The 13733-nt window shown below is 69.2% G+C and carries 16 protein-coding genes; 12 read left to right on the forward strand and 4 right to left on the reverse strand.

Features of this window, described 5'->3' with window-relative positions; genetic code table 11:
• Position 1: 1 nt before the first annotated feature.
• The gene (locus BMY35_RS23325) at positions 2 to 565 is read right to left on the reverse strand and encodes a GNAT family N-acetyltransferase (RefSeq protein ID WP_093204370.1); all 564 of its coding nucleotides are present in this window, start codon (positions 563 to 565) and stop codon (positions 2 to 4) included.
• Between the two features lie 15 nt (positions 566 to 580).
• Complete coding sequence (locus BMY35_RS23330) at positions 581 to 1006, reverse strand: hypothetical protein (RefSeq protein WP_093204372.1); 426 nt, start codon at positions 1004 to 1006, stop codon at positions 581 to 583.
• Between the two features lie 100 nt (positions 1007 to 1106).
• Here BMY35_RS23330 and zigA point away from each other — a divergent pair, with 100 nt between their 5' ends.
• Positions 1107 to 2300 (forward strand): zinc metallochaperone GTPase ZigA, encoded by a 1194-nt coding sequence (gene zigA / locus BMY35_RS23335; protein ID WP_093204374.1) that lies wholly within the window; start codon positions 1107 to 1109, stop codon positions 2298 to 2300.
• A gap of 6 nt (positions 2301 to 2306) precedes the next feature.
• Here zigA and BMY35_RS23340 read toward each other — a convergent pair whose 3' ends face one another.
• Complete coding sequence (locus tag BMY35_RS23340; protein ID WP_093204376.1) at positions 2307 to 2780, reverse strand: Fur family transcriptional regulator; 474 nt, start codon at positions 2778 to 2780, stop codon at positions 2307 to 2309.
• A 135-nt stretch (positions 2781 to 2915) separates the two neighbouring features.
• Between BMY35_RS23340 and BMY35_RS23345 the strand changes: the two genes are divergently transcribed.
• From BMY35_RS23345 to BMY35_RS23395, 11 genes are all read left to right on the forward strand, one after another.
• Entirely contained in the window at positions 2916 to 3887 is a 972-nt protein-coding gene (locus BMY35_RS23345) for an AraC family transcriptional regulator (RefSeq protein WP_093204379.1), read from the forward strand.
• Positions 3888 to 3968: 81 nt separating this feature from the next.
• Complete coding sequence (locus BMY35_RS23350) at positions 3969 to 4907, forward strand: tryptophan 2,3-dioxygenase (RefSeq protein ID WP_093204923.1); 939 nt, start codon at positions 3969 to 3971, stop codon at positions 4905 to 4907.
• A 32-nt stretch (positions 4908 to 4939) separates the two neighbouring features.
• Entirely contained in the window at positions 4940 to 6130 is a 1191-nt protein-coding gene (locus BMY35_RS23355; RefSeq protein ID WP_093204380.1) for an amino acid aminotransferase, read from the forward strand.
• Positions 6127 to 7311: an FAD-dependent oxidoreductase gene (locus tag BMY35_RS23360; RefSeq protein ID WP_093204383.1), complete on the forward strand. Its 1185-nt coding sequence runs from the start codon at positions 6127 to 6129 to the stop codon at positions 7309 to 7311. Before BMY35_RS23355 ends, BMY35_RS23360 begins: the two co-directional genes overlap by 4 nt.
• An 82-nt stretch (positions 7312 to 7393) precedes the next feature.
• Complete coding sequence (locus BMY35_RS23365; RefSeq protein WP_093204385.1) at positions 7394 to 8392, forward strand: Bug family tripartite tricarboxylate transporter substrate binding protein; 999 nt, start codon at positions 7394 to 7396, stop codon at positions 8390 to 8392.
• A 138-nt stretch (positions 8393 to 8530) separates the two neighbouring features.
• A complete protein-coding gene (locus BMY35_RS23370; protein WP_093204388.1) occupies positions 8531 to 9193 on the forward strand; it encodes an alpha/beta hydrolase in 663 nt (220 codons plus the stop codon).
• Between the two features lie 34 nt (positions 9194 to 9227).
• Entirely contained in the window at positions 9228 to 9545 is a 318-nt protein-coding gene (locus tag BMY35_RS23375) for a putative quinol monooxygenase (RefSeq protein ID WP_093204392.1), read from the forward strand.
• 137 nt (positions 9546 to 9682) lie between these two features.
• Complete coding sequence (gene gshA / locus BMY35_RS23380; protein ID WP_093204394.1) at positions 9683 to 11242, forward strand: glutamate--cysteine ligase; 1560 nt, start codon at positions 9683 to 9685, stop codon at positions 11240 to 11242.
• 154 nt (positions 11243 to 11396) lie between these two features.
• Positions 11397 to 12326: an SDR family NAD(P)-dependent oxidoreductase gene (locus BMY35_RS23385; RefSeq protein WP_093204398.1), complete on the forward strand. Its 930-nt coding sequence runs from the start codon at positions 11397 to 11399 to the stop codon at positions 12324 to 12326.
• A gap of 112 nt (positions 12327 to 12438) precedes the next feature.
• A complete protein-coding gene (locus BMY35_RS23390) occupies positions 12439 to 12858 on the forward strand; it encodes a nuclear transport factor 2 family protein (RefSeq protein ID WP_093204401.1) in 420 nt (139 codons plus the stop codon).
• Positions 12848 to 13303, forward strand: a complete 456-nt coding sequence (locus BMY35_RS23395; protein WP_093204404.1) for a MerR family transcriptional regulator — start codon at positions 12848 to 12850, stop codon at positions 13301 to 13303. The genes BMY35_RS23390 and BMY35_RS23395 overlap by 11 nt, the downstream gene beginning before the upstream one ends.
• On the opposite strand, the gene BMY35_RS23400 is transcribed toward BMY35_RS23395, so the two are convergent.
• On the reverse strand, positions 13290 to 13649 hold the full coding sequence (locus tag BMY35_RS23400) for an HPF/RaiA family ribosome-associated protein (RefSeq protein ID WP_093204408.1): 360 nt from the start codon (positions 13647 to 13649) through the stop codon (positions 13290 to 13292). The genes BMY35_RS23395 and BMY35_RS23400 overlap by 14 nt on opposite strands.
• Between the last annotated feature and the right edge of the window lie 84 nt (positions 13650 to 13733).

Consider the following 13733-nt stretch of genomic DNA (forward strand, 5'->3'; position numbering starts at 1 on the left):
GCTACCGCAGCGCCCGCACGTCGATGCGAAAGCGCAGTTCCGGCGTGCCGCCGAGCCCGGGCAGCTTGACGAATTCCTCGACCAGCACGCCGCCGTTGGCACGGATCACCTGCTGCGAGGCGATGTTGCCCGGGTCGGTCGTGATGTCGACGTGGTCGAGGCCCCTGGCGCGCGCCTCGGGCAGCAGGGCGCGCAACGCGGCCTTGGCGTAGCCCCGGCCGCTCTTCCACGGCACCACGGCGTAGCCGATGTGGCCGAGGCAGTAGTCGGGCAGGGCGCTGGTGCCCGGCTGCCAGCGCAGCTGGATGCTGCCGCAGAACTCGCCGTCCCACATCCAGCGCCGGTAGCCCGGCAGGCGGGGCACGGTGTCGCCGTCGGGCAGCGCGACGGGCGGGCCCTTGGCCTCGGGGTCGACGAGGCTGGCCAGAAAGCTTTCGGGGTCGGCGTGGATCCGTGCAAGGTCTTCCCGGCCCGCCTCGGGCCGAAGGTTGTTGGGCGACCAGCCGCGCTCGAGCGTGGCGATGTAGCTGGAAAGATGTTCCCGCGAGGGCCAGACGAGTTGCATGGAGAGTCTTTTCCTTCAGTAGGAGCGCAGCGAGATGCCCCAGCGCTCGCCGGTCCTCACGACGATCCACAGGTTGACGTGCGTGCTGAGCACGGCGTCCGCCGCGTCGCGCCGCGTGTAGGTCACGACGAAATGGACCTTGTCGTTGCCCGCCAGCACCGGCTCCTTCTTCTCGTACTGCGTGCGCGCCCAGCCGGTGGCCTTCAGTGCCTCGAAGAAGCCGGGCGGGTGCTGGCCCGGGCCGACCCAGTCGAGCCGCTGCGCGCCCGACAGCATCACGTGCGGAAAGTGCAGCTCGGCGTCCATGCCGCGGGTGTCCGATGCGTTGAATGTGGCGGTGAAGCGGTCGAGGCAGGCCGAGGCGGCGTCGACCGCCGCGGCATGGGACTCGCCGGAAGGCGGCGGCGCGACGAAGGCGGAGAAATCGGAGCGGGCGGTCATGCCGCCGATGGTAGGCCAAGGCCCGGCATCGCAACAAATGCAACGCAGTTGCATTGGATTCATATAATGCAATCCTGTTGCATATATGGAGCCTCCTCCCATGGCCGACCGCCTCCCCGTCACCGTGCTCTCCGGCTTTCTCGGCGCCGGCAAGACGACGCTGCTGAACCACATCCTCCACAACCGCGAAGGCCGGCGCGTCGCCGTCATCGTCAACGACATGAGCGAGGTCAACATCGACGCCGCGCTGGTGCGCGACGGCGGCGCCGAGCTCTCACGCACGGACGAGAAGCTGGTGGAGATGAGCAACGGCTGCATCTGCTGCACCCTGCGCGAAGACCTGCTGCTCGAGGTCAGGCGCCTCGCGAAGGAAAAGCGCTTCGACCAGCTCGTGATCGAGTCCACCGGCATCTCGGAGCCGCTGCCGGTGGCCGAGACCTTCACTTTCGCGGGCGAGGACGGCAAGAGCCTGTCCGACGTGGCGCGGCTCGACACCATGGTGACGGTGGTCGACGCCTTCAACTTCCTGCGCGACTACGGCTCGCCCGACAGCCTCGGCCAGCGCGGACAGTCGCTCGGCGACGAGGACACCCGCACCGTGGTGGACCTGCTGATCGAGCAGATCGAGTTCTGCGACGTGCTGGTGGTGAACAAGACAGACCTCGTCTCGCCCGAGGAGCGCGAGCGGCTGATGGCGATATTGCGCAGCCTGAACCCGCGAGCGCGCATCGAGGTGTCTGAATTCGGCCGCGTCGCGCTCGACCGCGTGCTCGACACCGGCCTCTTCGACTTCGAGCAGGCCGAGCAGGCGCCCGGCTGGCTGGCCGAACTGCGCGGCGAGCACGTGCCCGAAAGCGAGGAATACGGCATCCGCAGCTTCGTCTACCGCTCGCGGCTGCCGTTTCACCCGATGCGCTTCTGGAAGCTGGTGCAGAGCGAATGGGAGGGTGTGGTGCGCTCCAAGGGCTTCTTCTGGCTCGCCAGCCGTGCCACGCGCGCAGGCTCGTGGTCGCAGGCCGGCGGCGCATGCCGCTACGGCGCGGCGGGTTTCTGGTGGGCGGCGGTGCCGCGCGAGCACTGGCCGACCGATCCGGATGCGCTGGAACTCATCCGCAAGAACTGGGACCCGGCCACCGGAGATGCCCGACAGGAGCTGGTGCTGATCGGCATCGGCATGGACGAGGACGCCCTGCGCGCCCAACTCGACGCCTGCCTGCTCACGGAAGACGAGATGCGCTTCGGCGCCTCGTGGTGGCAGAACTTCCCGGATCCGTTCCCGTCCTGGAACGTGTAGGCGCGGCTACCTTGCGCAGTCGCCGCAGGTGCCGTGAAGGGTGAGGGCGGTGTGGCGGGTGTCGATGCCCTGCTTGCGCAGCGCGCGGCCCAGCCGACCCATCACCTTCGGCAGCTCCGGGTCGGAGGGCAGCGCCAGCACCTTGTGGCACTGGTCGCATTCGAAGGTGTTGCCCGACTCGGCTTCCACGTGGCGCGAGAAGCGGTTGACGCGGTCGGCGCCCACGCGGCGGTCGCACAGGCCAGCCTCCACCAGGCGGTCGAGCACGCGATAGACCGTCACCCGGTCGGGCGCCTCGCCGGCGGTGGCGGTGTAGGCGGCGGCCACTTCCTCGTGCGTCAGGGGTTGCGAGCTGTGCTCGATGAGCTCGAGCACGGTCTGGGCGGCGCGCGTCACGCGCAGGCCGCTCTCGCGCAGCAGCGTTTCGCTGTCGAACGGGGCGGCGCGCGGGGGCTTCGGGTGCGAGGGCGTTGTCTTCATGCGGTCTTCTTGCGAAACGCCATTGTGTTGCATCCCGGGGCGCCATGGGTAGCGGGCGGCCGAATCGCCCGCCTGGCATGCCAGATAATCGCCGCCATCTCCGAGACAGACAGACCACCGGGCGGCACGAACAGCATGGACACAGAGCGGGACGGCGACGTACTCAGCCATGTGCTTGCGACGTACAGGTCCGAAAGGGCCGTGACCGCGCGCTTCTCGCTGTCCGCCCCATGGTCGCTGCACTCGAGCGGCGTCGCCGGCCCGCTGATCCGCATGTGCACCGGCGCGCCGTACTGGATCGCGGTGGACGGCGCCGAGCCGGTGCAGGTCGCGCCGCACGACATCGCGATGCTGCCGCAGGGCGGGGCGCACACCGTGTCGTCGGCGCCGGGGCTGGAGCCGATGCCGTTCCGCACGCTGATCGAGGCGCACTCGGTTGGCCGGCACGGCGACCATCCCATCGTTTTCTCGCACGGCGGGGGCGGCCCGGCCACCGAGCTCTTCTCGCTGCACCTGTGGATGCCCGCTCAGGGGCTGGGCTCGATCATCGGCAGCCTGCCGCCGCTGATCGTGCTGCGGCAGGCGCAGATTCCCACCACCGCCTCGCTCGCGCAAGCCATGGAATCGCTGGTGAACGAGACCGTCGCCCAGCGCCCGGGCTGGCAGCTGTCGGCGGCGCGCATGGCCGACCTGCTGCTGGTGCACATCCTCTGCGAGCACCTCTACGCCCAGCCGCAGGCGCAGGAGCACGGCGGCAGGTTCGGCAGCCTGCGCGGGCTGGACGACGAGAGCATCGCCCGCGCGATCTCGCTGATGCACGAGAAGCCGGGGCACCCGTGGTCGGTCGCCTCGCTGGCGCAGGCCAGCTACCTGTCGCGCACCGTCTTCAGCGAACGCTTCCGCGCGCTGGTGGGCGTGACGCCCATGCACTACCTGGGCTCCTACCGCATGACGCTGGCGGCCGAGAAGCTCAAGAACCGGCAGCTGAGCCTGCACCAGGTGGCCGAGGCGGTCGGCTACGAGTCGGAGAAGGCATTCTCGCGCGCCTTCCAGCGCTGGACGGGCATGACGCCCAGCGCGTACGCGCGCCGGGCCGAAGCGGACTGAATCCGCTTCCCCGTACGCCCGGTGCCCAAATCCGGCCTGCCGGAGGTTGAGGCCGCCGCGCACGCGCCGAACAATCGGCGCATGGCCACCACCCCACGCAAGAGAGTCGTTCCCGAAGTCCGCAACCCCGCGCTCGAGCTGTCGCTGGTGAAGCCCATCGCCACCGGCGACAACACGCAGCGCGCCACGACCGTGCGCGACACCGACGGCGAACCGCTGACCGCCTTCGAGGGCACCAGCAACCCCTACCTGGAGCACCAGCGCAACGACCTGCTGCTGAGCCTGCAGCACATGCGCAGCGAAGGCCACGACGAGATGGTCTTCATGTGCATCACGCACTGCAAGGAGCTCACCTTCAAGGCCATCCACTACGAGCTGGCCAACATGCAGGCGCGCGTGCGGGCCGACGACGTGGCCGGCGCGCTGCAGCTGGCGCCGCGCGTGAAGGCGCTGCTGGAATTCCTCGGCAAGACCTGGGACGTGCTCTCGACCATCACGCCGCACGAGTTCAACCAGTTCCGCAACACGCTGGGCATCGCCTCGGGGCAGCAGTCGTACATGTACCGGCACGTGGAGTTCATCCTCGGCAACAAGTCGGTGCCGCTGGCGCGGGCGCATGCCAACAACCCCGACGTGTGGCCCTGGATCGAGCGGGCTCTGAACTCGCCGAGCCTCTACGACGACGTGCTCGCGTTGCTGCACCGCCGCGACATCACTGTGCCGCCCGAGGCGCTGTCGCGCGACTGGTCCGCGCCCTACGTGACGAACCCCGGCGTGGAGGCTGCCTGGCTGTGGGTGTACGGCGACCCGACGCCCGAGAACGAGCTCTACCGCCTCGGCGAGGCGCTGATGGACATCGCCGACGTGTTCTCGCAGTACCGCTGGCGGCACTTCGTGTCGGTGGAGCGCATCCTGGGCTTCAAGCCCGGCACGGGCGGCTCGGCCGGCGTGGGATGGCTGCGCAGCGTGGTCGACCACCGCTTCTTTCCCGAGCTGTGGTCGGTGCGCACGCAGCTCTGAGGCTGCCTCTTTTTCTTTCTCCTGGAGTTCCTGTGTTCGATCGACTGCCGGCGTACGCCGACGACCCCATCCTCGGCCTGTTCGAGACCTACAAGGCCGACCCACGACCCGACAAGGTCAATCTCGGCATCGGCATCTACTGCGACGAAGCGGGGCAGGTGCCGGTGCTCGAATCGGTGCGGGCCGCGCGTGAAGCGGGCGCGGGGGCGCGAGGCCCCAGCGTCTACCTGCCGACCGAGGGAGGCGAGGCCTACCGCCATGCCGTACGCGAACTGGTCTTCGGCGGGAACGTCGGAAACGTCGTGGTGGTGCAGACCGTCGCGGGCACCGGCGCGCTGAAGGTCGGCGCCGATTTCCTGAAGGGCGTGCTGCCCGATGCAGCGATCTGGATGCCCGACCCGACCTGGGCCAACCACGCGGCCATCTTCGCCGGCGCGGGATTCCGCGTCGAAAGCTATCCGTACTACGCGAAGTCGACGGGGCGCTTCGACCTCGACGGTGCCGTCGCCGCGCTGCGGAAGCTGCAGGCCGGCAGCGTGGTGCTGCTGCACCCGTGCTGCCACAACCCGACCGGCGTCGATCCGTCGCAGGCCGAGTGGCGGGCACTGCTCGACGTGATCGAACAGCGCGGCCTGCTGCCTTTCTTCGACATGGCCTACCAGGGCTTCGCGCACTGCGTGGACGAGGACGCATGGGCGGTGCGCGAATGCGTGCGGCGCGGCATCGCCTGCCTCGTGGCGAGTTCGTTCTCGAAGATCTTCTCGCTGTACGGCGAGCGCGTGGGCGCGCTGGCCGTGCATGCGCCATCGGCGGACCAGGGGCGGCTGCTGGGGCAGCTCAAGCTGGCGATCCGGCGCAGCTATTCGTGCCCGCCGGCACAAGGGGCTGCGCTGGTCGAGGCCGTGCTTTCGAATGCAGCCTGGAACGCGCAGTGGCGCGCGGAGCTGAACGCCATGCGAGAGCGCATGCGCGCGATGCGCACGGGCCTGCACCGCATGCTGGGCGAGGCCCTGCCCGGGCGGGACTTCGGCTTTCTCGTCGAGCAGAACGGCATGTTCAGCTACTCGGGGCTGTCGGCCGGGCAGATCGCGGCGCTGCAGTCGCGCCACGGGGTCTACGTGGTGGGGTCGGGGCGCATCTGCGTCGCGGGGCTCAACGGGTCGAACATCGCCCGTGTCTGCGAAGCGCTGGCCGATGTGTGCGGTGGCGAGGTGACGCGATGATGCAGGCGGCACGGGTATTGATCGTCGGCGCGGGCATCGCGGGCTGCTCGGCCGCCATCGCGCTGGCCGACCGGGGCTTTCGCGTCACGCTGGTCGAGAAGCAGGGCGAGTGGCGTTTCCAGAGCTCGGGGATCTTCATCTACGGCAACGGGCTGGAGGCGCTGCGCCGGGTCGGGGTGCTGCCGGAGATCCTGCAGGCGGGCTTCGCCATCGAGGACGGCCGCAACGTCTACCTCGACCAGCACGGCGAGCCCATCGTCGACGTGTTCTATCCGCGCTCCAGCGGCGGCGCGGCGCCCATCGTGGGCATCAGGCGCGCGGAGATGCATCGCATCCTGGCAGCGCGGCTCGATGCGCTGGGCGTGGAGATCCGCCTGGCCACCACCGTGACGAAGATCGAATCGCCGGAAGGCAGCGATTGCGCGGAGGTCGTGTTCTCCGATGGCACGGCGCAGTGCTTCGATCTCGTCGTCGGCGCCGACGGCATCCGCTCGCAGCTGCGCGAGGCCGTCGCCGGCCCCATCGCGCCGCGCTACACCGGCTTCGGCGTCTGGCGCAGCGTGCACGAGCGGCCGCGCGAGCTGGACGCCAAGATCATGATGATGGGCATCGGCAAGCGACTGGGCATCATGCCGATCAGCGACGACAGGCTCTACATCTTCGGCACGGTGAGCGAGCCGGCCGGGCGCTGGTATCCGAAGGAGGACTGGCCCGCGCGTATGCGCGAGCGCTTCGCCGAGTTCGGCGGGCCCGCGCGGCAGTTCCTCGACCAGCTCGGCGCCGGGTCCGAGGTGCTCTACACGGCGGTCGAGGAAGTGCAGGCGCCGCTGCCCTGGCACGTGGGCCGCGTGCTGCTGATCGGCGACGCGGCGCATGCCTCCACGCCCTTCATGGGGCAGGGCGGGGCGATGGCGGTAGAAGACGCCGTGGTGCTGGCCGACATGCTGGCGCGCGACGGCATCGGCGAAGCCACGCTGCGGGCGTTCGGCGAGCGCCGGTTCCCGATGTGCCGCTTCGTGCAGGACGCTTCGCGCAGGGTCGGCGAGGCGGGCGCGCTGGAAGACGCGGAAAGCTGCGCCCGGCGCAACGCCGCCATGCGCGAGGGCGCGCAGCAGCAGGTCGATGCCTTCTATGGCCAGCTGGCCGGGTTCGCGGCGCCGCATATGCCGGAACCGGCCTAAGCATCTGACAAATGGGTCGTTCGCTTGCGGGCGAGGGCGCGACAGAATCGCGCCCTTTGTCCCCTGCAACCGAAAGTTCGTCATGCGCGCCCATTCCCCTTTGTCGAAGCTGCTGAAACCCGCCCTCGTGCTGCTGGCGTGTGCTTCGCTGGGCGTGACCGCGCAGGCACAGACGGCCGCGGCGGCCTATCCGTCGAAGCCGGTGCACATCACCGTGGCGAACACGCCCGGAAGCTCGCCCGACGTGCTGGCGCGCTACCTGGGGCAGCGGCTGTCGGAGCAATGGAAGCAGCCGGTGGTGGTCGACAACCGCGCCGGCGCGGCGGGCATCCTGGCAGCCGACGGGCTGGCCAAGGCGCAGCCCGACGGCTATTCGCTGCTGGTGGGGGCGGACGGCCCCATCACCATCCTTCCCAACATCCAGGCCGGTCTTCCCTATGACGCGCGGCGCGACCTGGTGCCGGTGGTGTCGCTCGGCCAGATCGACTTCGTGCTGGTCGCCAACCCGAAGACGGGTTTCCGCACGGTGGCCGACTTCGTGCACGCGGCGAAGGCCCGTCCGGGGCACATCAACTACGCATCGGCCGGCAACGGCAGCCCGCAGCAGCTCAGCATGGAGCTGCTCAAGCAGAAGGCGGGCATCTACGTCACCCACATCCCGTACCGCGGCGGCCCGCTGGGCATGCAGGACGTGATCGCGGGCCAGGTCGACGTGATGTTCATCGCGGTCGGGCCGGCACTGCCGCACATCCGCAGCGGCCGGCTGGTGGCGCTGGGCACCAGCGGCGAGAAGCGCCATGCGCTGCTGCCCGAGGTGCCGACCGTGGCCGAGAGCTACAGGGGCTACCGCTCGGGTACCTGGTTCGGCCTGTTCGCGCCGGCGCGCACGCCGCAGCCGGTGCTCGACGCCATCGCCTCGGAGGCCGGGCGCATCGTGCAGGCACCGGCCGCCCGCGCCGAGCTCGCGGCGCAGGGCATCGAGGCCACGGGCTATCCGCAGCGGCAGTTCCAGACGCAGGTGTCGGCCGAGTACGAGCGCTATGCGCAGATCGTCAAGGCCGTCGGCATCAAGGCCGAATAGCAACGTTTCGCCCCTCGAGGTAACGGCAGGGCCGCACATCGAAACGATGTGCAAGTCGGCCTACCGGCCGTTTCGGAGGCCCGGGCCGGGATGCGCTAAGGTCCGGGCATCCGAGTTCCCGAATACCTTCGCCCGACCATGTCCCGTCCTCCCATCGAGATCGAAACCGCCCCCAACCCCACCGCCACGGTGATCGTGATGCACGGCCTCGGCGCCGACGGCAACGATTTCGTGCCCATCGCCGGCGAGCTCGACCTCTCGGCCGTGGGGCCGGTGCGCTTCGTGTTCCCCAACGCGCCCGTCATGCCCGTGACCATCAACGGCGGCTACCAGATGCCTGCCTGGTACGACATCGTCGTGCCCGACCTCGAGGCTGAGGAAGACGAAGCCGGCCTGCGCCGCTCGCAGGCGACCGTCGAGGCCGTGATCGCAGGCGAGAAGGCCCGCGGCATCGCCGCCGACCGCATCGTGGTGGCCGGCTTCTCGCAAGGCTGCGCGATGGCCCTGATGACTGGCCTGCGCCACACCGAGCGGCTGGCCGGCATCGTCGGCCTCTCGGGTTACCTGCCGATCGCGGCCACCACCGCGGCCGAGCGGCATGCGGCCAACCACGAGACGCCCGTTTTCCTCGCCCACGGCCGGCAGGACCCGGTGGTCCCCTATGCGGCGGCCGTGCGCACGCGCGAGGCGCTCGGCGCGCTGGGCTATGCCGTCGAATGGCACGAATACACCATGGCGCACTCGGTGTGCATGGAAGAAGTCGCCGACCTGAACCGCTTCCTGCTGCGGGTGCTCGGCTGAACCTGAATCAACGCTCGCACGAAGGAGCCGCAAAATGATCCTCGTCATCGGACACGCGCTGGCCAAGCCGGACACCCTGCAGGCCATGCTCGCCATCAGCACCGAGCACGTGCTGCGTTCGCGCGCCGAGCCCGGCTGCATCTCGCACGAGGTGTCGACGGACGTGCAGGAGCCGCTGCGCCTGACCTTCGTGGAGCGCTGGAGCGACATGGACGCGCTGCAGGCGCACTTCCGGGTGGACGCCTCGCGCGCCTTCGCCAAGGCGCTCTCGGCCATGGCCGAGGGCACGCCGGAAATCCATGTGTACCGGTCGGAAGAGATCGACCTGTCGGCGGGCCGCTCCAGGGTCTGAGCGGGGCCCGGAATGCCGGCAGCTATCAAAAACATAGCGCGCAACAGGGTAGCCAGCCCCGGGATTCCCTGCACGAGCAGTGCCCGCTTGCCCGTGCTACCTTCCTGCCCCTCAGAAGATTGATGGGTCATAACAATATGAGCAACAGATTGCAGGAGAGGTTGGGTGCACTTTCAGCCGCACGACTGAAGGGCATGCGACGCGGAATCGAGAAGGAAAGCCTGCGCGCGCTGCCGGACGGCAAGCTCGCGCTCACGCCGCATCCGCTCGCGCTGGGCTCCGCGCTCACGCATCCGCACATCACCACCGACTTCAGCGAATCGCAGCTCGAACTCATCACGGGCGTGCACGCGGACGTCGATTCGGCCGTAGAGGAACTCACGCGGGTTCACCAGTTCACCTACCGCGTGCTCGACGGACTGGGCGACGAGCGCCTCTGGGTGTCGAGCATGCCCTGCGGCCTGCCCACCGACGAGACCATTCCGATCGGCCGCTACGGCTCCTCGAACGTGGGGCGCGCCAAGAGCGTCTACCGCATGGGCCTGAGCCACCGCTATGGTCGACGCATGCAGACCATCTCGGGCATTCACTACAACTGGTCGCTGCCCGACGTGTCGAGCGAACAGTATTTCGCGCTCATCCGCAACTTCCGCCGCCAGGCCTTCCTGCTGCTGTACCTGTTCGGCGCCTCGCCGGCGCTGTGTTCGAGCTTCGTGGCGGGCCGCCCGCACGAGCTGCGGCCGCTGGGCGACGGCAGCATGTTCATGCCGCACGGCACCTCGCTGCGCATGGGCCGCCTGGGCTACCAGAGCGACGCGCAGGCCTCGCTGGCCGTGAGCTACAACAGCCTCGAGGGCTACGGCGCCTCGCTGCAGGACGCACTCACGCGCCCGTGGCCGGCGTACGAGGCCATCGGCATCCGCAACCTCGGTGGCGACTACAACCAGCTCGGCACCAGCCTGCTGCAGATCGAGAACGAGTTCTACGGCACCATCCGCCCCAAGCGCGTGATCAACCCCGGCGAGCGCCCGCTGCATGCGCTGCGCGAGCGCGGCGTGGAGTACGTCGAAGTGCGCCTGATGGACCTCGACCCCTTCGAGACCGTCGGCATCAATGCGCAGACCATGCGCTTCATCGACGTGTTCCTGCTGCACTGCCTGCTGAGCGACAGCCCCGACGACACGCCGCAGGAAATCGCCGACCTCGCGCAGAACCAGCACCTCACCGCCGCGCGCGGCCGCGAGCCGGGCCTGAAGCTGCGGCGCAACGGCGCCGAGGTGACGCTGGCCGACTGGGGCCTGGAGCTGGTCGAGCAGTGCCTGCCCATCGCCGCCGCGCTCGACGCGGCGCAGGGCAGCGGCACGGCGCATGCCGACGCGGTGCGCGCCGCCAGGGCCGCGCTGCAGGACCCCGACAGCCTGCCTTCGGCGCGCGTTCTCGCGGCCATCGAGAAGGAGCACGGCAACTCCTTCATCGGCTTCGTGCGTGCCCGCTCCGAGCAGACCCGCGCCACGCTGCTGGGCCTGCCGTTCTCGGCGGCGCAGCAGGCGGAGTTCGAGCAGATGACGGCCGAGTCCATCCAGGAGCAGAAGCGCATCGAGGCGGCCGACACCATGCCCTTCGAGATCTACCGCGAGCAGTACGTCTCGCCCGCGCGCCTGGGCATGCCGCGCAGCCGCGCGGCGGTTGCTGCCTGATTCCTTTCCTGACGCGCTGGCGACTGGGGCAGTCGCGCGCGGGCTGCCTCGCGGCCGCTTTCTGGGGTAAAACGCCACGCTGCCGACCGCCGGGGAAGCCAACCCCGGCACGGCAACGAACAACGGCAACTCCCATGGAAGGCGACACAGAGACATGAGCAACGGCAGCAGCAACCTCGATTTCAAGGGCCGCGTGGCCATCGTGACCGGCGCGGGCGGCGGCCTGGGCCGCCAGCATGCGCTGGCACTGGCGGCGCGCGGCGCGAAGGTGGTGGTCAACGACCTGGGCGGCGCGCGCGACGGCTCCGGTGGTTCGGTGAGTGCCGCGCAGGCGGTGGTCGACGAGATCAAGGCTGCCGGCGGCGAGGCCATTGCCAACGGCGCCTCGGTCACCGACTTCGAGGCGGTGCAAGCCATGGTCAAGGAAGCGGTCGATACCTGGGGCCGCGTCGACATCCTCGTCAACAACGCCGGCATCCTGCGCGACAAGAGCTTCGCCAAGATGGACCTCGCCGACTTCAAGCTGGTGGTCGACGTGCACCTGATGGGCGCCGTGAACTGCACCAAGGCCGTCTGGGCGCTCATGAACGAGCAGAAGTACGGCCGCATCGTGATGACCACCTCGTCCACCGGCCTGTACGGCAACTTCGGCCAGAGCAACTACGGCGCCGCCAAGCTTGCGCTGGTGGGCCTGATGCAGACGCTGAGCATCGAGGGTGCGAAGAACGACATCCGCGTGAACTGCCTGGCGCCCACCGCGGCCACGCGCATGACCGAGGACCTGTTCCCCAAGGAAATGCTCGAGGCCTTCCGCCCCGAGGCCGTGGTGCCGGCGATGCTGGTGCTGGCCGCGCAGGACGCGCCCAACCGCACCGTCCTCTGCGCGGGTGCCGGCACCTTCGAGGCCGCGCACATCACGCTGACGCAGGGTGCCTGGCTGGGCATCGAGGCCGACACGCCCGAGCAGCTGGCGGCGCGCCTGTCGGAGGTGACCGACCGCGAAGGCGAGGCGGTGCCGCAAAGCGGCGCTGCACAGGGCGCCAACGAAGTCGCCAAGGGCATGGCTAACGCGAAGCGGGGCTGACCGCCGAACCAGCCCGGCACCGTGTTCATGGCGCGCTTGACCTAGAGCGCACTCGAGCATTTCCAATGAATCCACCGGGTATCCGGTTCATTCAACAAGAGGAAATCAAGCCATGAACACGATCGAGAACAAGGCCCTGGTCCAGCACATCCACGACGAGCTGGACAAGGGCAACGCCCGGGCCTTCGTCGACAGCCTCGCCGACGACGCGAGCTGGAAGCTCGAGGGCAGCACCGCGTGGTCTCGCACCTACCGGGGCAAGAAGGCGATCCGCGAGGAGCTGCTCGACCCGCTCTTCGCCCAGTTCGCCGCGCCCTACAGGAGCAGGACCGAACGCGTCATCGCCGAGGGCGACCGGGTGGTGGTGCTCTTCAGCGGCGACGTGCCCACCAAGGCCGGCAAGCGCTACAACAACCGCTATTGCTACGTCTACCGACTCGAAGGAGGCAAGGTGAAAGAGCTGACCGAGTACTTCGACACCGCGCTGGTGCAGGAGGCGCTGCTGCCTCCGGCCGTCGTCCATGCCGGCTGAAAGAGGGACTCCCTTCCACATCGGCGAGCTGGCCGCGCGCACCGGCCGCACCGTGCACGCCATCCGCTGGTACGAGACGCAGGGCCTCGTGCCCGGCGTGGCGCGCGACGAGGGCGGCCGGCGGCTGTACGTCGAGCTTCACGTGGGCTGGCTCGACCTGATGGAGCGGCTGCGCCGCACCGGCATGTCGATCGCCGAGATGCGCGAATACACCGCGCTCGCGCTGCAGGGCAAGGTCACGCTGCGCGAGCGGCGCGACATGCTCGCGGCGCACCGCGAGCGCGTGAACCAGACCATCGCCGAGTGGAAGAGGGCGCTGTCGCTCGTCGATCGCAAGATCGACTTCTACGACGAGTGGATGACCAGCGGCCACCGCCCGCCGCTCATTGCCGCGGAGCCCTCCGCCGTCCCCGCCAGGCGCGGGCGTGGCACTACTCGGCGATGAAGTTCGGATCGGTGCGGATCGAGCCCCGGTCCCGGTGGTTGTGAAGCCGCCCCAGCGTGTTCTCGATCAGGCGCTTCAGCTTGTCCGACGCGCCCCGGAAGGCCTCGTCGAGGCTGGCCGCGTGCTGCGTCACCGCGAGCGGTTGGTGGTGCGCCAGGCGCGCCTCCATCACGCAGCACTTGTCGCCGCTGCCGGCCTTGTCGTGGTTCTCGTCGCTCAGGTGTACCTCGACGCGCGTCACGTCGTCGACGAAACGGCTCAGGTTCTGCTTGATCTCCGCATCGGCCCAACGCTCCAGCGCGTCCTTGTTGGTGATGCCGTTGCTCGTGTTGACCTGTATCTGCATTCAGTGTCCCCGCTGGATGGATGAACGAAAGCCCACTGTGCGCCATGAGGCGCCGGAGGGTGCGTAGGTCTATTCCCTACCCGC

Origin of the sequence: Variovorax sp. YR750 (genome assembly GCF_900109805.1) — a bacterium.
Classification (GTDB): domain Bacteria; phylum Pseudomonadota; class Gammaproteobacteria; order Burkholderiales; family Burkholderiaceae_C; genus Variovorax; species Variovorax gossypii.

Excerpts from the sequence above, each read along its gene's own strand:
- BMY35_RS23345 (WP_093204379.1), top strand. The coding sequence starts at position 2,916 with ATGGACACAGAGCGGGACGGCGACGTACTCAGCCATGTGCTTGCGACG.
- BMY35_RS23390 (WP_093204401.1), top strand. The coding sequence starts at position 12,439 with ATGAACACGATCGAGAACAAGGCCCTGGTCCAGCACATCCACGACGAG.
- BMY35_RS23340 (WP_093204376.1), bottom strand. The coding sequence starts at position 2,780 with ATGAAGACAACGCCCTCGCACCCGAAGCCCCCGCGCGCCGCCCCGTTC.
- BMY35_RS23350 (WP_093204923.1), top strand. The coding sequence starts at position 3,969 with ATGGCCACCACCCCACGCAAGAGAGTCGTTCCCGAAGTCCGCAACCCC.
- BMY35_RS23370 (WP_093204388.1), top strand. The coding sequence starts at position 8,531 with ATGTCCCGTCCTCCCATCGAGATCGAAACCGCCCCCAACCCCACCGCC.
- BMY35_RS23325 (WP_093204370.1), bottom strand. The coding sequence starts at position 565 with ATGCAACTCGTCTGGCCCTCGCGGGAACATCTTTCCAGCTACATCGCC.
- BMY35_RS23375 (WP_093204392.1), top strand. The coding sequence starts at position 9,228 with ATGATCCTCGTCATCGGACACGCGCTGGCCAAGCCGGACACCCTGCAG.
- BMY35_RS23395 (WP_093204404.1), top strand. The coding sequence starts at position 12,848 with ATGCCGGCTGAAAGAGGGACTCCCTTCCACATCGGCGAGCTGGCCGCG.
- BMY35_RS23400 (WP_093204408.1), bottom strand. The coding sequence starts at position 13,649 with ATGCAGATACAGGTCAACACGAGCAACGGCATCACCAACAAGGACGCG.
- gshA (WP_093204394.1), top strand. The coding sequence starts at position 9,683 with ATGAGCAACAGATTGCAGGAGAGGTTGGGTGCACTTTCAGCCGCACGA.
- zigA (WP_093204374.1), top strand. The coding sequence starts at position 1,107 with ATGGCCGACCGCCTCCCCGTCACCGTGCTCTCCGGCTTTCTCGGCGCC.
- BMY35_RS23365 (WP_093204385.1), top strand. The coding sequence starts at position 7,394 with ATGCGCGCCCATTCCCCTTTGTCGAAGCTGCTGAAACCCGCCCTCGTG.
- BMY35_RS23385 (WP_093204398.1), top strand. The coding sequence starts at position 11,397 with ATGAGCAACGGCAGCAGCAACCTCGATTTCAAGGGCCGCGTGGCCATC.
- BMY35_RS23330 (WP_093204372.1), bottom strand. The coding sequence starts at position 1,006 with ATGACCGCCCGCTCCGATTTCTCCGCCTTCGTCGCGCCGCCGCCTTCC.
- BMY35_RS23360 (WP_093204383.1), top strand. The coding sequence starts at position 6,127 with ATGATGCAGGCGGCACGGGTATTGATCGTCGGCGCGGGCATCGCGGGC.